We start from the raw sequence: 22,968 nt of genomic DNA, 5'->3' as shown, positions 1-22,968 counted from the left end.
GCCAAGGAGATTCCGATGCAGATTCGCGAGGCGCTCACCTTCGACGATGTTCTTCTCGTTCCCGCCGCTTCCTCGGTCCTGCCGTCGGAGGCCGATGTTTCGACCTTCGTGACGAAGACGATCCGGCTGAACATTCCGCTCCTGTCCTCGGCCATGGACACCGTGACCGAGGCGCCGATGGCGATCGCCATGGCGCAGGCCGGCGGTATCGGCGTCATTCACCGCAACCTCACCGTCGCGCAGCAGGCCGACGAGGTCAGCCGGGTGAAGCGCTTCGAAAGCGGCATCGTCTACAACCCGATCACGCTCACCCCGGACCAGACGCTCGCCGACGCGAAGGCGCTGGTTGCGCGCTACAACGTCTCGGGCTTCCCGGTGGTCGATGCCTCGGGCAAGGTCGTCGGCATCGTCACCAACCGCGACATGCGTTTCGCCACCGATGACCGCACCCCGGTCTCGGCGATGATGACGCGCGACAATCTCGCGATCCTGCACGAACCGGCCGACCGCGACGAGGCGATGAACCTGATGAAGGCGCGCCGGATCGAGAAGCTCCTGGTCACCGACGGGAACGGCAAGCTGACCGGCCTGCTGACGCTGAAGGACAGCGAGAAGTCGGTGCTGCACCCGCTCGCCTCGAAGGACGCCAAGGGCCGGCTGCGCGCCGCCGCCGCCTCGACCGTGGGCGATGCGGGCTACGAGCGCAGCTGCGCGCTGGTCGATGCGGGCTGCGACCTGATCGTGATCGACACCGCGCATGGCCATTCGGCGGGCGTCGCGATTGCCGTCGAGCGGATCAAGAAATATCGCGAGGACGTGCAGGTGGTGGCCGGCAACGTGGCGACCGCGGCGGCGACGAAAGCGCTGATCGAGGCGGGCGCGGATGCGGTCAAGGTCGGCATCGGCCCGGGCTCGATCTGCACCACGCGCATCGTCGCGGGGGTCGGTGTGCCGCAGCTCACCGCGATCATGGATGCCTGCTCGGGCGCGGGCGACGTGCCGGTCATCGCCGATGGCGGGATCAAGTTCTCGGGCGATTTCTCGAAGGCGATCGCGGCGGGCGCAAGCTGCGCGATGGTCGGCTCGGCGATCGCCGGCACCGACGAGGCGCCGGGCGAGGTGATCCTGTATCAGGGCCGCTCCTACAAGTCCTATCGCGGCATGGGCTCGCTCGGCGCGATGGCGCGCGGCTCGGCCGACCGCTACTTCCAGAAGGATGCGGCGTCGGACAAGCTGGTGCCCGAGGGGATCGAGGGACAGGTGCCCTACAAGGGGCCGGTGGCGACCGTGCTGCACCAGATGGTCGGCGGCCTGCGCGCCTCGATGGGCTACACCGGCAACGCGACGGTCGCGCAGATGCGCGGCGGCTGCGAGTTCGTGCGCATCACCGGCGCCGGGCTGAAGGAAAGCCACGTGCACGACGTGCAGATCACCCGCGAAAGCCCGAACTACCGGATCGGGTGAGCCTTCCAACCGGCGAGCGCCCGACGCGCAAGCGCCGGGCACGCCGCCACGGCAAGTCCCTGATCTCATGCGCAAGGCCGCACCGCCGGCCTTGCGACTTCGCTCGGTGAGGGGGCGCTGCCCCCTCGCGGCCGGGGCCGCTCACCCCCGAGGTATTTCGGTCAGGAAGAAAGCCCCCTGGTTTTTTCCTGGCGAAAATACTCCGGGGGGTGAGGCCGCAGGCCGAGGGGGCAGCGCCCCCGTCTTCCCCTCCCGAAAGGACCCCCGATGACCCCTGCCGCCCGCCTTGCCGCCGCGATCGCGATCCTCGACCAGCTGCGTGACGGCACGCCGGCCGAGCGGGCGCTGACGAACTGGGGCCGGGCGAGCCGGTTTGCGGGCTCGGGCGACCGGGCGGCGGTGCGCGACCATGTCTTCGATGTGCTGCGCTGTCGCGGCAGCTTCGCCGCGCTTGGCGGTGGCGAGAGCGGGCGGGCGCTGGTGCTGGGGCTCGCCCGCGCGCAGGGGCTGGATCTCGCGTCGCTGTTCACCGGCGCGGGCCATGCGCCGGCGCCGCTGACCGAGGAGGAGGCGGCGCGGCTGGCGCAGCCCGTGCCCGACGCGGGCGCGCTGGCCGATCTCGACTGGCCCGACTGGCTGCGCCCGCAGCTTCGGGCGGATCTGGGCGCCGATTATGGCGCGGTGAGCGCACAGATGCGCGCCCGCGCGCCGGTCTTCCTGCGGGTGAACCTGGCGCGCGGTGACCGCGCCGCGGTGCAGGCGGCGCTGGCGGCCGAGGGCATCGCGACGCGGCCGCATCCGCTGGCCGAGACCGCGCTCGAGGTGATCGAGGGCGCGCGGCGGATCCAGGCGTCGGCGGCCTATCGCGAGGGTCTGGTCGAGTTGCAGGACGCGGCCTCGCAGGCGGCGATCGCGCGGGTGCCGGTCGCCGCGGGGATGCGAGTGCTCGACTATTGCGCGGGCGGCGGCGGCAAGGCGCTGGCGCTGGCTGCACGCGCCCCCGCGGCGCGGATCGAGGCGCATGACGTCGACCCGGGCCGGATGCGCGACATCCCGGTGCGGGCGGCGCGGGCGGGGGCGCGGATCTCGACCGTGGCGCCGGGCCGGCTGGGGCGGGACTATGACCTTGTCCTGGTCGACGCGCCCTGTTCGGGCTCGGGCACCTGGCGGCGCACGCCCGAGGCGAAATGGCGGCTGACGCCCGAGCGGCTCGAGGCGCTGTGCACGCTGCAGGTGCAGATCCTGCGCGAGGCGGCGGCGCGGGTCGCGCCGGGCGGGCGGCTTCTCTACATGACCTGCTCGCTGCTCTCGGTCGAGAACACGGCACAGGCGGCGGCCTTTGCGCGCGAGACCGGCTGGCACATGGACGACGAGCGCCGGTTCACCCCGCTCGATGGCGGCGACGGTTTTTTCGCGGCACTGTTTCACCGCGGTGATTGACTCGCCTGAGGGTTGAGTCTTCCATCGCGTTAAGGGGGCCTTAAGCCTTTTGACCCCGAATGCTGGAAAGACGAATCTGCAAAGGACGAGGCGCGTGTCGCATACCGATCAGCCCCTGCTGCCCTTCGGTCGCGCGGCGGCAAAGCTCGCGCCCGGAGCCATCTACCTTCTGGGCGGTGCGCTTGTCGCGGCCGTCGCCGCGATGCTCGTGCCCGAGCGGATGATGACCTTGCTGCTCGCCTCGGTCGCCGGAACGCTGGCCGTTCTCGCGGCGACGGTTCGGCTTGCGGGCTTTTCGCTCGCCCGCCGGCGGGCCCGGCTGCGCGAGGCGATCTCGCATTTCGTCGAGCAGGACGCCTCGCCCTCCTTCACCACCGACCCGGATGGCGAGATCACCTTCCAGAACGCCGCCGCACTTGAACGCTTCGGTTCGCGCGGCGGGCAGACGCTTGCGCATGCGATGAGCGAGGTCTTCGCCCATCCGGCGGCGACGCTCGCGCGGATGCAGCAGAAGGCCGCGGCACTTGGCGCGACGCGCGAGGATCTGGTGACCCGGCGCGGCCATGTGCGGCTTTCGGTGCATCAGATCGGCGAGGAGGGATTCCTGTGGCGGCTCGAGGATATGACCGAGCGGCCGACGGGCGGGCGCGGCGCCGAGACGATCAGCCTGCCGATGCTCACCGCCTCGCGCTCGGGCACGATCCTGTTCATGAACGAGGCGCTGCGCCGGATCGTCGGCGAGCGGGTGCGCACGCTGGACCGCATCTTCACCGACCTGCCGCTGCACCCGGGCGAGGAGCACGAGATCGCCACCCCGGACGGGCCGCTGCGCTGCGTGATCGCCGAGATCGAGGGGCCGGGCGGGCGCAGCGAGATCTATCTGCTGCCGCTGCCGGCCGGGCGCGTGGCGCCGCATGATCCGGCCTCCTTCGAGTCGCTGCCGGTGGCGCTGATGCGGCTTGGTGCCGACGGGCGGGTGCTGGCGGTGAACCGCGCGGCGCGTGCGCTGCTCGGTCAGATCGCGCCCGAGGCGCGGCTGTCGGACCTGTTCGAGGGGCTCGGCCGGCCGGTCACCGACTGGGTCGCCGATGCCGTTGCCGGCCGCGCCGACCGTCGCCCCGAGGTGCTGCGCGCCCGCCGCGGCGACCGCGAGGTCTATCTGCAGGTCACGCTCAGCCGCATGGTCGAGGAAGGCACGGTCGGCCTTGTCGCGGTCCTGTCGGATGCGACGCAGCTGAAGACCCTCGAGGCGCAATTCGTGCAAAGCCAGAAGATGCAGGCGATCGGTCAGCTTGCAGGCGGCGTGGCGCATGATTTCAACAATCTGCTGACGGCGATTTCCGGCCATTGCGATCTGCTGATGCTGCGCCACGACAAGGGCGACCCGGATTATGCCGACCTCGATCAGATCAGCCAGAACGCGAACCGCGCGGCCTCGCTGGTGGGGCAGCTGCTGGCCTTCTCGCGCAAGCAGACGATGAACCCGCGCATCATCGACCTGCGCGACACGCTCTCCGATCTGACCCATCTGCTGAACCGGCTGGTCGGCGAGAAGGTGGTGCTGAACCTGACCCATGACCCCGATCTGAAGCCGATCCGTGCCGATAAGCGGCAGCTCGAGCAGGTGATCATGAACCTCGTGGTGAACGCGCGCGATGCGATGCCGGGGGGCGGCGAGATCCGGATCGAGACCGAGAACGTCACCCTGACCGAGGACCTCAAGCGCGACCGCGCCACCGTCGCCAAGGGGGACTGGGTCGTGGTGCGGGTGATCGACGAGGGGGTGGGCATCGCCGCCGACAAGCTGCAGAAGATCTTCGAGCCGTTCTACACCACGAAGCGCACGGGCGAGGGCACGGGGCTGGGCCTGTCGACGGCCTATGGCATCGTCAAGCAGACCGGCGGTTACATCTTCTGCGATTCGGTGGTGGCGAGCGGCAGCTGCTTCACCCTGTATCTGCCGGCGCACGAGCGGCTGGCGCTGGTCGAGCCCGAGGAGGCGCGCGCGACACCGGTGCTGCCGCCCGAGCCGGTGAGCGCGACGATCCTGCTGGTCGAGGACGAGGCGCCGGTGCGCGCCTTCGCCTCGCGGGCGCTGAAGCTGCGCGGCTATACCGTCTTCGAGGCGGAGAATGCCGAGGAGGCGTTGCGCATCCTCGAGGACCCGAGCCTGATCTTCGATGTCTTCGTCACCGATGTCATCATGCCGGGGATGGACGGGCCGAGCTGGGTCGCCGAGGCGCTGAAGGCGCGCCCCGACACGGCGGTGGTCTTCGTCTCGGGCTATGCCGAGGACGTGTTCCGCGACGGCCGCCCGCCGGTGACGAATTCGGTCTTCCTGCCGAAGCCCTTCTCGCTGAGCGAGCTGACCGCGACGGTGCAGAACCAGATCCGGCACTGAGCGGGCGCGACGGCCTCAGCCGAGGCTGTCATAGAGCGCGACGTCGGCCGCCATCGTCGCGCGCAGCGCCGCCTCGCTTTCGCCCGTCAGCTTGACGTCGGCGGCGGGCGGCACGTTGACCCGGGGCAGGGTGATCGCGCAATCGAGCCGGTCCTCGAGGAAATGCACGAAGCGGTCGATCGTCTCGTAGCGGAAGATCCGGTCGACCAGCGGCGCGCCCGCGGCATCGGCCAGCACGTCGGACTGCAGCCCGATCTCGCTGCGCAGCGGGTCGGCCGGGTCCATGTAGCTGCGCGCGAAGGTCTCGAAGCTGTGGCGCCGGATCGCCGCGTCCTCGCCGTCGAAGGCGTCGCGCTGACGGAAGCGATACCAGGACATCAGCCAGCCCACCGGCTCGCGCATCAGCGCGACGGTGGTGAAACGCTCGCCGCTCGTCGCCTCGAGATAGGGCGCCAGATGCGCAAGATAATCCTGCGCCGACATGTGCTTGAGTGGATCGGGCCGCTTCATCGCCACCGAGGCAAGCGGCTCGAGCGCGGCCTCGACCGCACTGGAGCCGGCCTTCGGCGTTGCCAGAAAGACCAGTCGTTGATCCCAGAAGATGAGCATCCTGCCCCTCGTTGTCTTGCCTCGTTCGTGCCCCGGGAGAGGGCGTCAAACAATCATTGCCGTCCGCGCGACAGAACAAAACTGTTGCAATGTTCTTGTATTGTGCTCATATGACATGGAACGAAATAAGAACGAATGGCGGACGGCCCCGAGATTGCCGCGGTCGGCGCACTGTGGGATAAGGATGCGATCCATGTCAACGGCAGGCCTTTTCGAGATGAATGACAAAAGCAAGGCGGACAAGCAGAAGGCGCTCGAATCGGCGCTGGCACAGATCGAGCGGCAATTCGGCAAGGGCTCGATCATGAAACTCGGGGCCGAGAACCCGGCGATGGAGATCGAGGCGACCTCGACCGGATCGCTCGGTCTCGACATCGCGCTTGGCATCGGCGGCCTGCCGAAGGGACGCATCATCGAGATCTACGGGCCGGAAAGCTCGGGCAAGACCACGCTGACGCTGCATTGCATCGCCGAGGAGCAGAAGAAGGGCGGCGTCTGCGCCTTCGTCGACGCCGAACATGCGCTCGACCCGCTCTATGCGAAGAAGCTGGGCGTGAACCTCGACGAGCTGCTGATCTCCCAGCCCGACACCGGCGAGCAGGCGCTCGAGATCGTCGACACGCTGGTGCGCTCGGGCGCGGTGAGCATGGTCGTGGTCGACTCGGTCGCGGCGCTGACGCCGAAGGCCGAGATCGAGGGCGACATGGGCGACGCCACGGTGGGCGCCCAGGCCCGCCTGATGAGCCAGGCGATGCGCAAGCTGACCGCCTCGATCGGGCGCTCGAACTGCATGGTGATCTTCATCAACCAGATCCGCATGAAGATCGGCGTGATGTTCGGCAGCCCCGAGACCACCTCGGGCGGCAACGCGCTGAAATTCTATGCCTCGGTCCGTCTCGACATCCGCCGCATCGGTTCGATCAAGGACCGCGACGAGGTGGTGGGCAACTCGACCCGCGTGAAGGTGGTGAAGAACAAGGTCGCGCCGCCCTTCCGTCAGGTCGAGTTCGACATCATGTATGGCGAAGGCATCTCGAAGGTCGGCGAGCTGATCGATCTGGGCGTCAAGGCGAGCGTCGTCGAGAAGTCGGGCTCGTGGTACAGCTATGGCGACGAGCGCATCGGCCAGGGCCGCGAGAATGCCAAGCAGTTCCTGCGTGACCACCCCGATCTCGCCTACGAGATCGAGGACAAGATCCGCGCGAGCCACGGCCTCGACTTCAGCGCCGGCGGCGAGGACGAACCGCTCACCGAGGATTGAGGCGCCGATCGACGCCCCTTGTGCAAGGCCGGGCCCATGCCCGGCCTTTTGCTTTCTGGACAGGGGCGGGCGCGAAGGCTAAACGGAAGCAAATTGCCCCGGAAGGCCAGAGATATGCCCAGCCTGAACGATATCCGATCGACGTTCCTCAACTTCTTCGAGCGCAACGGCCACCGCGTCGTCGAAAGCTCGCCGCTCGTGCCGCGCAACGACCCGACGCTGATGTTCACCAACTCCGGCATGGTGCAGTTCAAGAACTGCTTCACCGGCGTCGAGAAGCGCGACTACGTCCGCGCCACCACCGCGCAGAAATGCGTGCGCGCCGGCGGCAAGCACAACGACCTCGACAACGTCGGCTATACCGCGCGTCACCACACCTTCTTCGAGATGCTGGGGAACTTCTCCTTCGGCGACTATTTCAAGACCGGCGCGATCCCCTATGCCTGGGAGCTGCTGACCAAGGACTTCGGCATCCCGAAGGACAAGCTTCTGGTCACCGTCTATCACACCGATGACGAGGCGGCCGAGATCTGGAAGAAGGTCGCGGGCCTGCCCGACGAGCGTATCATCCGCATCGCCACGAAGGACAACTTCTGGCAGATGGGGCCGACCGGCCCCTGCGGCCCCTGCACCGAGATCTTCTTCGACCACGGCGACCACATCTGGGGTGGCCCGCCCGGCTCGAAGGACGAGGATGGCGACCGCTTCATCGAGATCTGGAACCTCGTGTTCATGCAGAACGAGCAGTTCGAGGACGGCTCGATGCGCACCCTCGACATGCAGTCGATCGACACCGGCATGGGGCTCGAACGCATCGGCGCGCTGCTGCAGGGCAAGCACGACAACTATGACACCGACCTGATGCGCTCGCTGATCGAGGCCTCGGCGAACGTGACGAGCCAGGACCCCGACGGCCCGGGCAAGGTGCATCACCGCGTGATCGCCGACCACCTGCGCTCGACCTCCTTCCTGATCGCCGACGGCGTGATGCCCTCGAACGACGGCCGCGGCTATGTGCTGCGCCGCATCCTGCGCCGCGCCGCGCGCCATGCCCACATGCTGGGCGCGAAGGATCCGGTGATGCACCGTCTGGTGCCGGCGCTGGTGCGGCAGATGGGCGAGGCCTATCCCGAACTCGTGCGCGCGCAGGCGCTGATCGAGGAGACGCTGAAGCTCGAGGAGACGAAGTTCCGCGTGACGCTCGACCGCGGGCTCAAGCTGCTCGACGACGAGGTCTCGGCGCTGCCCGAGGGCGGCGTGCTGCCGGGCGATGCAGCCTTCAAGCTCTACGACACCTATGGCTTCCCGCTGGATCTCACGCAGGACGCGCTGCGCGAGAAGGGCATGACCGTCGACACCAGCGGCTTCGACACCGCGATGGCCGAGCAGAAGGCGAAGGCGCGTGCCGCCTGGGCCGGCTCGGGCGAGACCAAGGACGCCAAGATCTGGTTCGAGATCGCCGAAGAGAAGGGCGTGACCGAATTCCTCGGCTATGACACCGAGAAGGCCGAGGGCCAGATCCTTGCGCTGGTGCAGGACGGGGCCGAGGTGAAATCGGCCAAGGGCACGGTGCAGATCGTCGTCAACCAGACGCCGTTCTATGCGGAATCGGGCGGTCAGGTCGGCGATGCGGGCATCATCCGCACCGAGACCGGCGAGGCGCATGTGACCGACACCCGCAAGGTCGCGGGGGTGTTCCTGCACATCGCCGAGGTGACGATGGGCGAGATCTCGGTCGGGCAGGGCGCGCGGCTCGAGGTCGACCACAAGCGCCGCGGCGCGATCCGGGCGAACCACTCGGCCACCCACCTGCTGAACGAGGCGCTGCGCCGCACGCTGGGCGAGCACGTCGCGCAGAAGGGCTCGCTCAACGCCGAGGACCGGCTGCGCTTCGACTTCAGCCACTCGAAGGCGATGAGCGCCGAGGAGATCGCCACGGTCGAGGCCGAGGTGAACGCCTTCATCCGCCAGAACGCCCCGGTCGAGACCCGGATCATGACCCCCGACGACGCCCGCGGCCTTGGCGCGCAGGCGCTGTTTGGCGAGAAATACGGCGACGAGGTCCGCGTCGTGTCGATGGGCGAGCTGCTTGGCTCGGGCAAGGGCCCGGCCGGCAAGACCTATTCGCTCGAGCTGTGCGGCGGCACCCATGTGGCGCGCACCGGCGAGATCGGCGCCTTCGTCGTGCTGGGCGACAGCGCGTCCTCGGCCGGCGTGCGCCGGGTCGAGGCGCTGACCGGGCAGGTGGCGCTTGACTATCTCAAGGGGCAGGCGGCGCTGGCGGCCGAGGCTGCGGCGGTGCTGAAGACCTCGACCGCGGATCTGGTCGAGCGCGTCCATGCGCTGGCCGAGGAACGCAAGCACCTGGCGAACGAGGTGGCGCAGCTGCGCCGCGAGCTCGCCATGGGCGGCGGGGCGGCGGGTGGCCCCGAGGCCGAGGACATCGGCGGGGTCAAGTTCCTCGCCCAGATCGTCACCGGCGTCTCGGGCAAGGACCTGCCGGCGCTGGTCGATGCGCTGAAGGACAAGGTCGGTTCGGGCGCGGTTCTGGTCGTCGCCGATACCGGCGGCAAGGCGGCGGTCGCGGCGGGCGTCACCGCCGACAAGACCGGCACCGTCTCGGCCGTCGATCTGGTCAAGGCGGCGGCGGCGGCGCTTGGCGGCAAGGGCGGCGGTGGCCGTCCCGACATGGCGCAGGCGGGCGGGGCCGATCCGTCGAAGGCCGCCGAGGCGGTCTCGGCCGCGCGTGCGGTTCTGGCGGGGGCGGTCTGATGCCCGGCGCCTACTGGATCGCGCATGTGACCGTCACCAACCCCGAGGCCTATGGCAAGTATGCCGAGGCCGCGGGGCCGGCGATCGCCAAGGCGGGCGGCAAGTTCCTGGCCCGCGGCGCACGCTATGTGCAGCTCGAGGGCAAGGAGCGGGCGCGCAATGTCGTCGCCTGGTTCCCGAGCCTCGAGGCGGCCGAGGCCTGCTATCGCGGGCCCGAGTATCAGGCGGCGCTCGCCCATGCCAAGGGCGCGGCCGAGCGCGATCTGGTGATCGTCGAAGCGATCGAGTGACTTTGCGCGCCGTCATCGCCGTGTTACATTGCCGCAACGCAGCATGAGTGAGGGCGGCGCGTTTCGTGCCGTGTGAGAGCCAGAATGTGCCGTTGGGCCGCCTATATCGGACAGCCGACCTTCCTTGAGGATATCGTCAGCCGACCGGGGCATTCGCTGATCCATCAAAGCCATTGTGCGACGCGTTGTCACACGGCGATCAACGCCGACGGGTTCGGCGTCGCCTGGTATGGTGAAAAGCCGGAACCGGGGCTGTACCGCGACGTGATGCCGGCCTGGTCGGACCCGAACCTGCGCTCGCTCACCGCCACGGTGAAATCGGGGCTGTTCCTTGCCCATGTCCGCGCCTCGACCGGCACCGCGACCTCGCGCAACAATTGCCATCCCTTCGTCGTCGGTCATTGGAGCTTCATGCACAACGGCCAGATCGGCGGCTTCGACGCCTTCCGCCGCGACGCCGAGATGATGATCCCCGACAGTCTTTACCCGCAGCGCAAGGGCGCGACCGACAGCGAAGCGCTGTTCCTGGTGGCGCTCGGCGAGGGGCTCGAGGCCGATCCGAAATGCGCACTCGAACGGGCGGCCGCGCGGTTCGAGGCGCATGCGCGCGAACGCGGCCATGCGCCCTATCTGCGGCTGACGGCGGCGCTGTCCGATGGCGTGCGGCTCTATGCGGTGCGCTATGCCAGCGACGAGGCTGCGCCGACGCTCTATCACCGCTGGTCGGAAACCCGCCGCGGCCGGGCCGTGGTCTCCGAGCCGCTCGAGGATGACGAGGGCGACTGGCAGGAGATCCCGCCCGGCTCGTTTTGCACTTTCGAGGGCAAGTCGGTGCGGATCGAACCTTTCGCCCCGGCGCTGTGGCAGGCTGCGGCCTGAGCCTCAGCCGGCCTCATCCAGTTTCTGAAGATCCTCCAGCAAGGCCTTGCGCTGGCGTCGCAATTTCCAGTTGTCGATGCGTGCGAGCGCGGCGTCTGCCGCCCGCAGCCCAAGGCCCGGATGGCCGTGCGTGCGGGCGCTTTCGAGCAGCAGGTCGAGATAGCGCACCGAGTTGCGCCGCGCCCGCAACATCTGCGCGAAGCTCTGCTCGGTCAGTTCGCGGCGCAGCGCGGCAAGGGCGAGCGGCTTCAGAATTTCCATCCGCATCAGCACCGGCGGCAGCGCATGGCCGCAATGGCGCAGCTTCAGCTTCATCAGCTGCGGCGCCGTGATCCGGGCGACATGCGCCTTGTCGGGTGCGATGAACGGGTCATAGAAGATGTATCCGCCCGCCAGCGCCTGCGCCCCGCGTGCGGCATCGGCCTCGGGCGCGCTCCAGTCGCCGAGCCCCCGGCCATAGCGATAGCGCTTGTCGAAGGGGGCGGCGCGGCGGTTCAGCGTGGATTGCGGCGCGAAGGCGACGGCATGGGCGCGCGGGAAATAGGGGGCGAGCGCCAGCGCACCATAGCCCCCCATCGATGCGCCATAGGTCGAGACCTGATCGAACGCGTCGTAAAAGCCGCTGTCGCGCAGCTCGGCCAGCACGGCGAGGATCTCGGGCTCGCGGAACCAGTCGCCGCGCTTGTTCATCACGCCGAGGATCGACCAGCCCTGCTTCGCCACCAGCCCATAGGCCCAGGGCAGCCGTTCGCCCTTCTCGTGATAGGACGACAGGTTGCCCAGCGTGACGACGAGGTGTCTGCCCGCCTCCCCGCGGCCCGGCAGATAGCACAGGCTGTGGTGGGTGTAATCGCGCAGGAACCCCTGGTGTTCCTCGACCAGCTCGAGACAGCGGGCATAGCTTTGCCCCTCGGCGGGCAGGGGCGTGTCGGCGGGACGGATCGTCATCGAAAGATCGCACGGCTTCTGGTCATCGGCCGCAGCGTGACCGAGGCCGGGGGCAATGTCCAGACGAAGGGGCTTCACAGGCCGGCGGCGGCGCGCTAGTAAAGGCGCATGAAGAACCGTGCCACCCTCATCTGCATCATTATTTGCCGCTGACATCCGTCACGCGGGCCGTTCTTCGCATTTCCACAGATCGATGAACCTGCTAAGCCCGCGCCGGGAAAGCCTGCGAGGACTTATGACCGAGATCCGCCTGCACAACACGAAGACCCGCACCAAGGAGGTTTTCGTCCCGCTCGATCCGCAGAACGTGCGCATGTATCTGTGCGGCCCGACCGTCTATGACCGCGCGCATCTGGGCAATGCCCGGCCGGTCGTTGTCTTCGACGTGCTGTTCCGGCTGCTGCGGCTGGTCTATGGCGCGGGGCATGTGAAATACGTGCGCAACTTCACCGACGTCGACGACAAGATCAACGCGACGGCGCGCGCGCGGAAAGAGGCGGGGGCCGAGGGCACGCTCGAGGAGCTGATCCGCGCCCGCACCGAGGAAACCATCGCCTGGTATCACGCCGACATGGACGCGCTTGGCGCGCTGCGCCCGACGCTCGAGCCGCGGGCGACCGATTTCATCGGCGCGATGATCGCGATGATCGCCGGGCTGATCGAGAGCGGGCACGCCTATGCCAAGGACGGGCATGTGCTGTTCCGGGTGCGCAGCTACACCAATTATGGCGCGCTGTCGGGCCGCTCGGTCGACGACATGATCGCGGGCGCCCGGGTCGAGGTGGCGCCGTTCAAGGAAGACCCGATGGACTTCGTGCTGTGGAAGCCCTCGGACGCCGATCTGCCGGGCTGGGACAGCCCCTGGGGCCGTGGCCGGCCGGGCTGGCATATCGAATGCTCGGCGATGAGCTATGAGCTGCTTGGCGCGAGCTTCGACATCCATGCGGGCGGCATCGACCTGCAATTCCCGCACCACGAGAACGAGATCGCGCAAAGCTGCTGCGCCCATCCCGAGGGGCAGTTCGCCCGCTACTGGCTGCACAACGAGATGCTGCAGGTCGAGGGCAAGAAGATGTCGAAGTCGCTCGGCAACTTCTTCACCGTGCGCGACCTGCTCGACAAGGGCATCCCGGGCGAGGTGATCCGCTTCGTCTTCCTGCAGACGCATTACACCAAGCCGATGGACTGGACGCAGCGCAAGGCGGATGACGCGAAACGGGCGCTACTCCGCTGGCGTTCGCTGACTGAAGGTGTCATTGCCACGTATCCGGGGCCCGAGGTTTTAGCGGCGTTGTCGGACGACTTAAATACTGCCGGTGCTTTGAATTTCCTGCAGCATCAGGGGCAAGCCTTAGGGCAGTTGGCAAAAGAGCGAGCGCACCTCGCAGCGGATCACCCCGAAAAGCTTAAGCTGAATGAACAACTCGCAGAGTTCGTTGCCTCGGCGCAGCTGATGGGGCTGCTCGAGCCCGCCATGGGGGCCTGGGCCGCGGCGCCGCAGGCGGATCTCTCCGCCCATGCGGCGCGGCTGTCCGATCTGCGCGCGGCGGCGATGGAGACCAAGGACTTCGCGCCGGTCGACGCGATGAAGGCGGCGCTGCTCGCCGCCGGCGTCGAGGTGCGGATGTCGAAGGCGGGGGTCGAGCTGCTGCCGGGGGCGGGGTTCGACGCGGCGAAGCTGCCGCCGCTCTGAGCGGGCACGGCAACCAGCGGAATTGACGGGGCGGGAGGAGCCAGCCATGGGTCGCGAGCGACTGTATCTTTACGACACCACCTTGCGCGACGGTCAGCAGACCGCCGGCGTGCAGTTCGCGGTCTCCGAGAAGATCGCCATCGCGCGGGCGCTCGACGCGATCGGCATCGACTATATCGAGGGCGGCTGGCCCGGCGCGAACCCGACCGACAGCGAGTTCTTCGCCGAGCGGCCCGAGACGCGCGCGACCTTCACCGCCTTCGGCATGACCAAGCGCTCGGGCCGGTCGGCGGCGAATGACGAGGTGCTGGCGGCGGTGATGAACGCCGCGACGCCCGCCGTCTGTCTGGTCGGCAAGACGCATGACTATCACGTCACCACCGCGCTTGGGCTTGCGCTCGACGAGAACATCTCGAACATCCGCGCCTCGGTCGAGCATTTGGTGGCCTCGGGGCGCGAGGCGCTGTTCGACGCCGAGCATTTCTTCGACGGCTACAAGGCGAACCCGGCCTATGCGCTCGAATGCCTGCGCGCGGCGCTGGAGGCCGGGGCGCGCTGGATCGTGCTGTGCGACACCAATGGCGGCACGCTGCCGCAGGAGATCGGCGCGATCGTCAGCGCGGTGATCGCCGCCGGAATCCCCGGCGACCGGCTGGGCATCCATTGCCACGACGACACCGGGCAGGCGGTGGCGGGCTCGCTCGCCGCGGTGCTCGCAGGCGTGCGGCAGGTGCAGGGCACGCTCAACGGTCTGGGCGAGCGCTGCGGCAACGCGAACCTCACCTCGCTCATTCCGACGCTGCTGCTGAAGGAGCCGTTCCGCTCGCAGCTCGAGACCGGGATCACCGATGCGGCGCTGGCCGGGCTGACGAAGCTCTCGCGCAAGCTCGACGATATCCTGAACCGGGTGCCGCTGCGCTCGGCCCCCTATGTCGGCGCCTCGGCCTTCACCCACAAGGCGGGGCTCCATGCCTCGGCGATTCTCAAGGACCCGACCACCTACGAGCATATCGACCCGGCGCTGGTCGGCAATGCGCGGCTCATCCCGATGTCGAACCAGGCCGGGCAGTCGAACCTGCGCGCGCGTCTGGCCTCGATGGGGATCGAGGTCGATCCGAAGGACGCCCGCCTTGGCGCGATCCTCGACGAGATCAAGGAGCGCGAGGACCGCGGTTATGCCTATGACGGCGCGCAGGCCTCGTTCGAGCTTCTGGCGCGGCGCGAGCTCGGCCTGCTGCCCGAGTTCTTCTCGGTCGAGCGCTATCGCGTCACGGTCGAGCGCCGGCGCGATGCGCGTGGCCGGATGGGGCACCTGTCCGAGGCGGTGGTCGTCGTCAACATCGGTGGCGAGCGGCGGCTGAGCGTGTCCGAGGGGATCGTCGCCGACGGCTCCGACGGCGGCCCGGTCAACGCGCTCTCGAAGGCGCTGGCGAAGGACCTCGGCCCCTATCAGTGCCACATCGAGGACATGAAGCTGGTCGACTTCAAGGTCCGCATCACCCATGGCGGCACCGAGGCCGTGACCCGCGTCATCATCGACAGCGAGGACAGCAAGGGGCTGCGCTGGTCGACGGTGGGGGTCAGCCCGAACATCGTTGACGCCTCCTTCGAGGCGCTGCTCGACGCGATCACCTGGAAGCTTGCGCGCGACGGGGCGCAGCCGGCATGAGCGATCTCGGGCAAAGCGTGGCCGCCGCCGCGGCGCGGGTCGAGGCGGGCGATCCCGACCGGTTCGCCGCGACGATGGCGGTGCCGGCGGAGGAACGCGCGCGGCTCTGGCCGCTTTACGCGGCGAACCTCGAGATCGCCCGCGCGCCCTGGGCCTCGAGCGAGCCGATGGTGGCCGAGATGCGGCTGCAATGGTGGGTCGATGCGCTCGAGGCGCTGGCGGAGCAGGGCCACGAACCGCGCCACGAGATCGGCGCGGCGCTGGTGCCGCTGCGCGCGGCGGCCCCGCACCTGGTGGCGCTGGCTGAGGCGCGGCGCCGCGATTGCTGGAGCGAGCCCTTTGCCGATGCGGCGGAGCTTTCGACCTATCTGGGCGAGACCTCGGGCAACCTGTTTCGCGCGGCGGGCGCGGTCTTCGGCGCCGATGCCGCGGCGCAGGCGGCGCTGGCGCGTTTCGGCGCGGCGGCGGGGCTGGCGGCCTGGTTCCGTGCCGTGCCCGAGCTGCTTGCCCGCGGCCGTGCGCCGCTGCCCGAGGTGGCGCCCGAGGCGATCTCGGGCCTCGCCCGGGCGGCACTGGCCGAGCTGGATGCCGCGCGCCGCGCGCTGCGCCGCGCCCCGGCCCCGGTGCGCCGTGCGATGCTGCCCGGCTGGCAGGCGCCCGCGGTGTTGCGGCTGGCGGCACGCGCGCCCGAGCGGGTGGCGCAGGACGGCCTCGGCCTGTCGGAATTTTCCCGTCGCCTCGGGCTGTTGCGCGCCGCGCTGACAATTTGATGCCGGCGCGTCGCGCTTAAAGGAATCTTCAGCAGTTCCGCTCATCCTCGCCCTCGCGGAGGTCCGCGAAATGGTGACAGGCGCGCGCAAGGCCGCGCGCCTCCGGAGGCGAAGGCATGAAGGTTCTGAAACGCATCAAACTTGGGGTCCGGTTGCCGCTGATGCTGGTGGCAATCTCGGTGGTGGCGCTCGCCATCATGGGACTGTCCTCCTATGGGGTGGCGCGCAAGATCCTCACCAGCGAGGGAACCGACCGGCTGCAGCAGAGCCTCGAGATGCGCGGCACGGCACTGGAACACTGGGCCGCGGGTCTGACCTCCGATCTCGGCGCGACGGCGAGCAACGCCGGCACCACGCGCGCGCTGCGCGAGTTCGGCGCCGCCTGGGAGCGGCTCGGCACGGCGCCGCAGGACTATCTGCGCAAGGCCTTCATCGAGGCGAACCCGAACCCGCCGGCCGAGCGGTTCAAGCTCGACTATCCCGGCGATGTCAATGATTACACCATTTTGCACCGCCGCTATCACCCCGGGTTCGTCGCCCTGGCCGAGCAGAAGAACCTGCTCGACATCTACCTCGTGGGCGTCACCGGCAACGTGATCTATTCGATGAACAAGCAGGAGGATTTCGCCACCAACCTGCGCGAGGGCGCGGCAAAGGACAGCCCGCTTGCCCAGGTGGTGGCGGCGGCACAGGCGGCATCCGGCGATGCGCCGGTGGTGTCAGATTTCATCCGCGATCCCGGCGCGCCCGAGGTGGTCTTCCTCGCCCGCCCGCTGCGCAGCACCGAAGGGATGCTGCTGGGCGTTCTGGTGTTCAAGGCCTCTGCCGCCCCGCTCTCCGCGATCATGGCCGACCCGCGTGCCCTGGGCGAAACCGGGCAGGGCTATGTCGTCGACACGGACATGGCTCTCGAAAGCACGCTGCGCCATGCCCCGGCCGGCGGAGTGCCCGGTGAGGTGCAGACCCCGGCGGTGCAGCGCGCCCTTGCCGGCGAGAGCGGGCATGTGATCGAGGCGGGGATCACCGGCGCCGAGGTGATGGCGGTCTTCGCGCCGGTCTCGCTGTTCGGCCGGACCTATGCCGCGGTGGTCGAGCAGGGCACGCAGGAGCTGTTCGAGCCCGCACGGGCGCTCGCGCGGCAGCTGACGCTGAACGGCGCGATGCTGCTTGTGCTGCTCGGCGGGCTTTCGGCCTGGATGGCGCGCTCGGTCTCGAAACCGCTTGCCCGGCTCACCGGCACGGTCGGCAAGATCTCGGAAGGGGTCTATGACGCCGAGGTCCACGATGGCGAGCGCGGCGACGAGATCGGCGACATCGCCCGGGCGCTCGCCGGGCTGCGCGATGATCTGGCCGAGGCCGAGGTCACGCGGCGCGAGGCGGCGGCGCAGGGCACGGCCTTCCGCAACTCCTCGGCGGCGATGATGATGGTCGATGCGGAGTTCAACATCCGCTATGTCAACGACGCCGTGGTGCGGATGATCGGCACCCGGATCGAGGATTTCCGCAAGGTTACCCCGGAGATCGACGCCGAGGATCTGGTGGGCAAGTCGATGGACATGTTCCACCGCAACCCCGCCCATGCCCGCGCCATCCTGAGCGACTCGGCGAACCTGCCCTACCACGCCGACATTGTCGTCGGCGAGGGGCGTTTCGGCCTCGACATCATCGAGATCACGCAGCCCGAGAAGGGGCGCATCGGCTATGTCGTCGAGTGGCGCGATGTGACCGAGCTGCGGATGAACCGGGCGCTGCTCTCGGCGATCGACGACTATCAGCTGATCTTCGAATTCGCGCCCACGGGCACACTGGCACGGGTGAACGCCAATCTGGTGACCGCGCTTGGCGTCGAGGCGGAGGCGCTGATCGGTCTGTCGCACGAGGCACTGATCGATGGTGTCGAAGGGCTCGAGGGGTTCTGGCCGCGGCTCGCGAATCTCGAACCGATCGCCGGGCGCTTCCGGCTGACCGCGCCGGGCGGGCGCTGCCTGCTGGCCGAGGGCAGCATCACCCCGGTGCCCGATCGCAACGACCGTCTGCTGAAGATCGTGCTGATCGCGAATGACGTCACCGAGGCGCAGGAGGCGCTGCGGCTGGAGCAGGCGCGCAACGAGGCGATGCAGGCCGGCCAGAAGGCGGTGGTCGAGGCGCTGCGCATCGGGCTCGAGCGGCTGGCGACCGGCGATCTGTGCAGCCTTCTCGAGCAGGCCTTCCCCGAGGAATACGAACAGCTGCGCGCGGATTTCAACCGCGCCGTGACGACGCTGTCGCAGGCGGTGCAGGTGGTGATCGACAATGCCGCCGAGATCGACGGTGAGGCGCGCGAGATCTCCAACGCCGCCGAGGACCTGAGCAGCCGCACCGAACGCCAGGCTGCCACGCTCGAGGAGACGGCGGCGGCGCTCGATCAGCTGACCTCCTCGGTCAGTTCGGCCGCGGCCGGGGTGGGGGAGGCGAATCTCGTCGTCGCCCAGGCTCGCGAGAGCGCGGAAAGCTCGGGGCAGATCGTGCAGCAGGCGGTCTCGGCCATGGGCGAGATCGAGGAATCGTCGCGCAAGATCTCGCGCATCATCGGGGTGATCGACGATATCGCGTTCCAGACCAACCTGCTGGCGCTGAATGCGGGGGTCGAGGCGGCGCGGGCCGGCGAGGCGGGGCGCGGCTTTGCCGTTGTCGCCTCCGAGGTGCGGGCGCTGGCGCAGCGCTCCTCCGAGGCCGCGCGCGAGATCGACACGCTGATCACCGCCTCGTCGAACCACGTCCGGCGCGGTGTCGATCTGGTGGGCGAGACCGGCAGCGCCTTGCAGCGGATCCTGGTTGCGGTGAATGACATTGCCGCGCGGGTGTCCGAGATCGCCGCCTCGGCGCAGGAACAGTCGGCAGGGCTTGCGGAGATCAACACCGCGATGAACCAGCTTGACCAGGTGACGCAGCACAATGCCGCGATGTTCGAGCAGACGACGGCGGCGAGCCACGCGCTGACCCGCGGGGCACAGGCGCTGTCCGCGACCACGGCACAGTTCCGCACCGCCGGTGTGGCGGCGAAACCCGCGCCGGCCCCGGTGGCCGCGCGGCCGATCGACCTCGCCCGTCACAAGGCCTCGGTTGCGCGGGCGGCGGGGGCGACAGCGCAGGCGGCCGTTGCGTTCGAGGAGGATTGGGAAGATTTCTGAGCTGTGCCAGACGATCGGTGCGCCCGGCGGGGCGCAGCCGCCGAAACGGGTGCTGATCGTGGACGATTCCCCCACGATCCGCGGCCTGATCCGGGCCGTGCTGGCGCCCGATCCGCGTCTCGAGGTCGTGGGCGAGGCCACCAATCCCTATGAGGCGCGCGAGTTGATCAAGGCGCTGCATCCCGACGTTCTGACACTCGATGTCGAGATGCCGCGGATGAACGGCCTCGCCTTTCTCGAGAAACTGATGCGGCTGCGGCCGATGCCGGTGGTGATGATCTCGAGCCAGACGCAGAATGGATCGCGTGCCGCGCTCGAGGCGCTGGCGCTTGGCGCGGTCGAGTGCATCGGCAAGCCGGTGAGCGGGCGCTTCACCGCAGCCTTCAGTTCGCTGGCCGATCTGCTGGTCGCGGCGGCGGGGGCGCGGCTCCGGCTGCCCGGGCCGCGGTTGCGGGTGGCGCCGGCGACGGGGTTCGACTGGAACGGGCGCATTGTCCTGATCGGCTCCTCGACGGGGGGCGTCGATGCGCTCGAGACGTTGCTTGCGGGCTTTCCGGAGAACTGCCCGCCGACGCTGATCACCCAGCACATGCCGGAAGGCTTCCTCGTCAGCTTCGCGAAACGGCTGGCGGGGCGGATCGCGCCGCGCATGGTGCTGGCGCGCGAGGGCGAGCCCTTGGTGCAGGGCATGGTGGCGATGGCGCCGGGCGGCGAGACGCATCTCGAACTTGCGCCGGGATTGGCGCCACGCTGCCGGCTGCGGCGCGGCGAGAAGGTCGGCGGTTATCGGCCCTCGGTCGACGTCCTGTTCCGCTCGGCCGAACCGGTGGCCGAGCGGACCGTCGCGGTGCTGCTCACCGGCATGGGGCGCGACGGAGCCGCGGGGATGCTGGCGCTGCGCCAGGGCGGCGCGCGCTGCCTGGCGCAGGACGAGGAAACCTCGGTCGTCTTCGGCATGCCGCGCGCGGCGCTCGAGATCGGGGCGGCGGAACGGCCGGTCGCCCTGCCGGAGATGTCGGCGGCGATCCTCGATCTGTGCCGCGCCGCCGCGCGCCCGGTCTAGGGAGGGGTTCGTGGACGCACCGGCACGCCCGATCCACATCGCTCAGGGGGAATTCGTCGTCGGCGCGGACGAGCGGCCGATCTCGACCATCCTCGGCTCCTGCATCGCGACCTGCCTGTTCGACGAGGATGCGCGGATCGGCGGGATGAACCACTTCCTGCTGCCCGAGGGGCGCGGCGACGCGATCCAGGCCGCAAGCTTCGGCGTCAACGCGATGGAACTGCTCATCAACGCGCTGATCAAGCGCGGCGCGCACCGGCCGAACCTGCGCGCGAAGGTCTTCGGCGGGGCGCGGATGATCGCGGGGCTGTCGGATATCGGTCAGAAGAATGTCGACTTCGTGCTCGATTTCCTCGACCGGGAGGGGATCGCCTGCATCAGCCGCAGCCTGGGCGGCACCCAGGCCCGGCGGATCGAGTTCTGGCCGACGACCGGGCGGGTGCGGCAGCGGCTTCTGGGCGAGGCGGCGGTGATCCAGCGTCCGCCGCCGGCGCGGGCCGGCAACGGGGTCGAGCTGTTCACCGACTGACCCCGGGTGGCCCGACCGACCCCGGTGGCCGCGACCTCAGCCGATCAGCTCGGCGGCGGGGCCCGGGAAATGGCACAAGGTGTGATGGCGCGCGTCGGAGGTGCGTTCCTCGGGCGGGGGGCTGGCGCACAACCCGGTTGCGCGCGGGCAGCGGGTGCGGAAGACGCAGCCCGAGGGCGGGTTCATCGGACTGGGCAGTTCGCCGTCCAGCGCGATCACCCGTTTCGTCCGTTCGACCTGCGGATCGGGGATCGGCACGGCGGAGAGCAGCGCCTGCGTGTAGGGGTGGCGCGGGTCGGAGAAGAGCGTCGAGGACGGTGCCTTTTCCATCATGCGCCCGAGGTAGAGCACCATCACCTCGTCCGACAGATGCTTCACCACGCTCAGGTCATGCGCGATGAACAGGATCGTCAGGCCGAGGTCGCGGCGCAGCTCCTCGAGCAGGCCGATCACCTGCGCCTGGATCGAGACATCGAGCGCCGAGACCGGCTCGTCGCAGATCAGCAGCTTCGGCTCGACCACCAGCGCGCGGGCGATGCCGATGCGCTGGCACTGCCCGCCGGAGAATTCATGCGGGTAGCGGTTGATCTGGTTCGGCAGCAGGCCGACCCGCTCCATCACCGCGCGCACCTTCTCGCGCCGCTCGGCCGTGCCCATCCGCGGCCGGTGGGTGCGCAGCGGCTCGGCGATGATCTCGCCCACCGTCATCCGCGGGTCGAGCGAGGCGAGCGGGTCCTGGAAGATCATCTGGATCTCGGCGCGGTAGCGCAGCATCTGCCGCGGCGAGAGGGTGAGCAGGTCGGTGCCGTCCTCCCAGATCACCGAGCCGGTCGCCGGCAGCATCCGGATCAGCGCGCGCGCGAGGGTCGACTTGCCGCAGCCCGACTCGCCGACGATGCCGAGGGTCTGGCCGCGCTCGAGGCGGAAGGAGATGCCGTTCACCGCGTGCAGCAGCAGGGGCGGCGTCCAGGGCAGATCGGAAGGGTGGCGGATCTCGAAGCTGACCCGGACGTCGCGGGCCTCGAGCAGGGGGCGGGTCATCGGGTCACCTCGAGGATCGGGCGGTGGCAGGCGCGGGCGCGGCCCGGGGCGAAGGGGGCGAGCGGCGGCATCGCCGCGCGGCACAGATCGTCGGCCAGCGTGCAGCGCGGCGCGAAGGGGCAGCCCACGGGTGCGCCGGTCATGTTCGGCGGGTTGCCGGGGATCGCATGCAGCGCCGCGCCGGTCGCGTCGAGCCGCGGGATCGCGTCCAGAAGGCCCCGGCTGTAGGGATGCGTCGGTTCGGCAAAGAGCGGATCGACCGGCGCCTCCTCCATGATCCGCCCGCCATAGAGCACGATCGCGCGTTCGCAAAACCCGGCGACGACACCGAGGTCATGCGTGATGAGGATCGTCGCCATGCCGAAATCGCGCTGCAGATCGGCCAGAAGCGCCATGATCTGCGCCTGCACGGTGACGTCGAGCGCGGTGGTCGGCTCGTCGGCGATCAGCAGGTCGGGATGGCACAGCAGCGACATCGCGATCATCACCCGCTGCCGCATGCCGCCCGAGAACTCGTGCGGGAAAAGCCGCACCCGGTTGCGCGCATCGGGGATGCGCACCGCGTCGAGCATCTGCACCGCCTCGGCCACTGCGGTGCGATGGTCGAGGCCGCGGTGCAGCTCCAGCACCTCGGCCATCTGGTCGGCGATCCGCATATAGGGGTTGAGCGAGGTCATCGGGTCCTGGAACACCATCGCGATGCGGTCGGCGCGCAGCTTGTTCAGCGCGCGTTCGGGCAGGTTCAGGATCTCCTCGCCCTCGAAGCGGACCGAGCCGGTGGCGCGGCCGTTCTTCGCCAGAAGCCCCATGATCGCGAAGCTGAGCTGGCTCTTGCCGGACCCGGATTCGCCGACGATGCCCAGCGTCTCGCCGCGCTCCATCGAGAAGGAGACTTCGTTGACCGCATGCACCATGCCCTCGGGCGTGTCGAAGCGGACGGAGAGGGCGTTCACATCGAGCAGCGCCATG

General features: G+C 69.2%; 17 protein-coding genes. 13 read left to right on the top strand and 4 right to left on the bottom strand.

Annotated elements, in window-relative coordinates; genetic code table 11:
* The first annotated feature begins 15 nt into the window (after nt 1-15).
* From guaB to AC0QTQ_RS10775, 3 genes are all read left to right on the top strand, one after another.
* Nucleotides 16-1,464, top strand: coding sequence for an IMP dehydrogenase (gene guaB / locus AC0QTQ_RS10785; RefSeq protein WP_480256576.1), 1,449 nt, complete (start codon nt 16-18; stop codon nt 1,462-1,464).
* A 267-nt stretch (nt 1,465-1,731) separates the two neighbouring features.
* Nucleotides 1,732-2,904: an RsmB/NOP family class I SAM-dependent RNA methyltransferase gene (locus tag AC0QTQ_RS10780; protein WP_480256575.1), complete on the top strand. Its 1,173-nt coding sequence runs from the start codon at nt 1,732-1,734 to the stop codon at nt 2,902-2,904.
* Between the two features lie 202 nt (nt 2,905-3,106).
* Nucleotides 3,107-5,305: an ATP-binding protein gene (locus AC0QTQ_RS10775; protein ID WP_480259220.1), complete on the top strand. Its 2,199-nt coding sequence runs from the start codon at nt 3,107-3,109 to the stop codon at nt 5,303-5,305.
* 15 nt (nt 5,306-5,320) lie between these two features.
* Here AC0QTQ_RS10775 and AC0QTQ_RS10770 read toward each other — a convergent pair whose 3' ends face one another.
* A complete protein-coding gene (locus tag AC0QTQ_RS10770; protein WP_480256574.1) occupies nt 5,321-5,914 on the bottom strand; it encodes a hypothetical protein in 594 nt (197 codons plus the stop codon).
* A 193-nt stretch (nt 5,915-6,107) separates the two neighbouring features.
* Between AC0QTQ_RS10770 and recA the strand changes: the two genes are divergently transcribed.
* The 4 genes from recA to AC0QTQ_RS10750 all read left to right on the top strand — a co-directional run bounded on the left by recA (nt 6,108) and on the right by AC0QTQ_RS10750 (nt 11,116).
* The gene (recA, locus tag AC0QTQ_RS10765; protein ID WP_480256573.1) at nt 6,108-7,175 is read left to right on the top strand and encodes a recombinase RecA; all 1,068 of its coding nucleotides are present in this window, start codon (nt 6,108-6,110) and stop codon (nt 7,173-7,175) included.
* Nucleotides 7,176-7,289: 114 nt separating this feature from the next.
* Nucleotides 7,290-9,947 carry an alanine--tRNA ligase gene (alaS, locus tag AC0QTQ_RS10760; RefSeq protein WP_480256572.1) on the top strand — a complete coding sequence of 886 codons (2,658 nt, stop codon included), beginning with the start codon at nt 7,290-7,292 and terminating at the stop codon, nt 9,945-9,947.
* Nucleotides 9,947-10,237 carry a DUF1330 domain-containing protein gene (locus AC0QTQ_RS10755; RefSeq protein WP_121534696.1) on the top strand — a complete coding sequence of 97 codons (291 nt, stop codon included), beginning with the start codon at nt 9,947-9,949 and terminating at the stop codon, nt 10,235-10,237. The genes alaS and AC0QTQ_RS10755 overlap by 1 nt, the downstream gene beginning before the upstream one ends.
* An 84-nt stretch (nt 10,238-10,321) precedes the next feature.
* Nucleotides 10,322-11,116 (top strand): class II glutamine amidotransferase, encoded by a 795-nt coding sequence (locus AC0QTQ_RS10750; RefSeq protein WP_480256571.1) that lies wholly within the window; start codon nt 10,322-10,324, stop codon nt 11,114-11,116.
* Between the two features lie 3 nt (nt 11,117-11,119).
* Here AC0QTQ_RS10750 and AC0QTQ_RS10745 read toward each other — a convergent pair whose 3' ends face one another.
* A complete protein-coding gene (locus AC0QTQ_RS10745) occupies nt 11,120-12,064 on the bottom strand; it encodes an alpha/beta hydrolase family protein (protein WP_480256570.1) in 945 nt (314 codons plus the stop codon).
* Nucleotides 12,065-12,299: 235 nt separating this feature from the next.
* Here AC0QTQ_RS10745 and cysS point away from each other — a divergent pair, with 235 nt between their 5' ends.
* From cysS to AC0QTQ_RS10715, 6 genes are all read left to right on the top strand, one after another.
* The gene (cysS, locus tag AC0QTQ_RS10740) at nt 12,300-13,757 is read left to right on the top strand and encodes a cysteine--tRNA ligase (protein WP_480256569.1); all 1,458 of its coding nucleotides are present in this window, start codon (nt 12,300-12,302) and stop codon (nt 13,755-13,757) included.
* 46 nt (nt 13,758-13,803) lie between these two features.
* The gene (gene cimA / locus AC0QTQ_RS10735; protein WP_480256568.1) at nt 13,804-15,426 is read left to right on the top strand and encodes a citramalate synthase; all 1,623 of its coding nucleotides are present in this window, start codon (nt 13,804-13,806) and stop codon (nt 15,424-15,426) included.
* Entirely contained in the window at nt 15,423-16,196 is a 774-nt protein-coding gene (locus AC0QTQ_RS10730; RefSeq protein WP_480256567.1) for a squalene/phytoene synthase family protein, read from the top strand. The genes cimA and AC0QTQ_RS10730 overlap by 4 nt, the downstream gene beginning before the upstream one ends.
* 116 nt (nt 16,197-16,312) lie before the next feature.
* Nucleotides 16,313-19,366 (top strand): methyl-accepting chemotaxis protein, encoded by a 3,054-nt coding sequence (locus AC0QTQ_RS10725; RefSeq protein ID WP_480256566.1) that lies wholly within the window; start codon nt 16,313-16,315, stop codon nt 19,364-19,366.
* Between the two features lie 58 nt (nt 19,367-19,424).
* Nucleotides 19,425-20,429: a chemotaxis-specific protein-glutamate methyltransferase CheB gene (cheB, locus tag AC0QTQ_RS10720; protein ID WP_480256565.1), complete on the top strand. Its 1,005-nt coding sequence runs from the start codon at nt 19,425-19,427 to the stop codon at nt 20,427-20,429.
* Nucleotides 20,430-20,439: 10 nt separating this feature from the next.
* A complete protein-coding gene (locus AC0QTQ_RS10715) occupies nt 20,440-20,958 on the top strand; it encodes a chemotaxis protein CheD (protein WP_121534703.1) in 519 nt (172 codons plus the stop codon).
* 36 nt (nt 20,959-20,994) lie between these two features.
* Here AC0QTQ_RS10715 and AC0QTQ_RS10710 read toward each other — a convergent pair whose 3' ends face one another.
* Nucleotides 20,995-21,999: an oligopeptide/dipeptide ABC transporter ATP-binding protein gene (locus AC0QTQ_RS10710; RefSeq protein WP_480256564.1), complete on the bottom strand. Its 1,005-nt coding sequence runs from the start codon at nt 21,997-21,999 to the stop codon at nt 20,995-20,997.
* Nucleotides 21,996-22,967: an oligopeptide/dipeptide ABC transporter ATP-binding protein gene (locus AC0QTQ_RS10705; protein WP_480256563.1), complete on the bottom strand. Its 972-nt coding sequence runs from the start codon at nt 22,965-22,967 to the stop codon at nt 21,996-21,998. The genes AC0QTQ_RS10710 and AC0QTQ_RS10705 overlap by 4 nt, the downstream gene beginning before the upstream one ends.
* Nucleotide 22,968: the final 1 nt, after the last annotated feature.

It is taken from the genome of Paenirhodobacter sp. YD-8, assembly GCF_056590935.1.
The sequence above is the reverse complement of the archived record's forward strand: the minus strand, read 5'-3'. Positions and strand labels throughout refer to the sequence as shown.

What these genes read in the sequence shown, in the direction of transcription:
- recA (WP_480256573.1), top strand. Translation starts at nt 6,108, where the DNA reads ATGTCAACGGCAGGCCTTTTCGAGATGAATGACAAAAGCAAGGCGGAC.
- cimA (WP_480256568.1), top strand. Translation starts at nt 13,804, where the DNA reads ATGGGTCGCGAGCGACTGTATCTTTACGACACCACCTTGCGCGACGGT.
- AC0QTQ_RS10745 (WP_480256570.1), bottom strand. Translation starts at nt 12,064, where the DNA reads ATGACGATCCGTCCCGCCGACACGCCCCTGCCCGCCGAGGGGCAAAGC.
- guaB (WP_480256576.1), top strand. Translation starts at nt 16, where the DNA reads ATGCAGATTCGCGAGGCGCTCACCTTCGACGATGTTCTTCTCGTTCCC.
- AC0QTQ_RS10775 (WP_480259220.1), top strand. Translation starts at nt 3,107, where the DNA reads ATGCTCGTGCCCGAGCGGATGATGACCTTGCTGCTCGCCTCGGTCGCC.
- AC0QTQ_RS10755 (WP_121534696.1), top strand. Translation starts at nt 9,947, where the DNA reads ATGCCCGGCGCCTACTGGATCGCGCATGTGACCGTCACCAACCCCGAG.
- AC0QTQ_RS10710 (WP_480256564.1), bottom strand. Translation starts at nt 21,999, where the DNA reads ATGACCCGCCCCCTGCTCGAGGCCCGCGACGTCCGGGTCAGCTTCGAG.
- AC0QTQ_RS10725 (WP_480256566.1), top strand. Translation starts at nt 16,313, where the DNA reads ATGAAGGTTCTGAAACGCATCAAACTTGGGGTCCGGTTGCCGCTGATG.
- cysS (WP_480256569.1), top strand. Translation starts at nt 12,300, where the DNA reads ATGACCGAGATCCGCCTGCACAACACGAAGACCCGCACCAAGGAGGTT.
- AC0QTQ_RS10770 (WP_480256574.1), bottom strand. Translation starts at nt 5,914, where the DNA reads ATGCTCATCTTCTGGGATCAACGACTGGTCTTTCTGGCAACGCCGAAG.
- AC0QTQ_RS10780 (WP_480256575.1), top strand. Translation starts at nt 1,732, where the DNA reads ATGACCCCTGCCGCCCGCCTTGCCGCCGCGATCGCGATCCTCGACCAG.
- AC0QTQ_RS10730 (WP_480256567.1), top strand. Translation starts at nt 15,423, where the DNA reads ATGAGCGATCTCGGGCAAAGCGTGGCCGCCGCCGCGGCGCGGGTCGAG.
- AC0QTQ_RS10750 (WP_480256571.1), top strand. Translation starts at nt 10,322, where the DNA reads ATGTGCCGTTGGGCCGCCTATATCGGACAGCCGACCTTCCTTGAGGAT.
- alaS (WP_480256572.1), top strand. Translation starts at nt 7,290, where the DNA reads ATGCCCAGCCTGAACGATATCCGATCGACGTTCCTCAACTTCTTCGAG.
- AC0QTQ_RS10705 (WP_480256563.1), bottom strand. Translation starts at nt 22,967, where the DNA reads ATGGCGCTGCTCGATGTGAACGCCCTCTCCGTCCGCTTCGACACGCCC.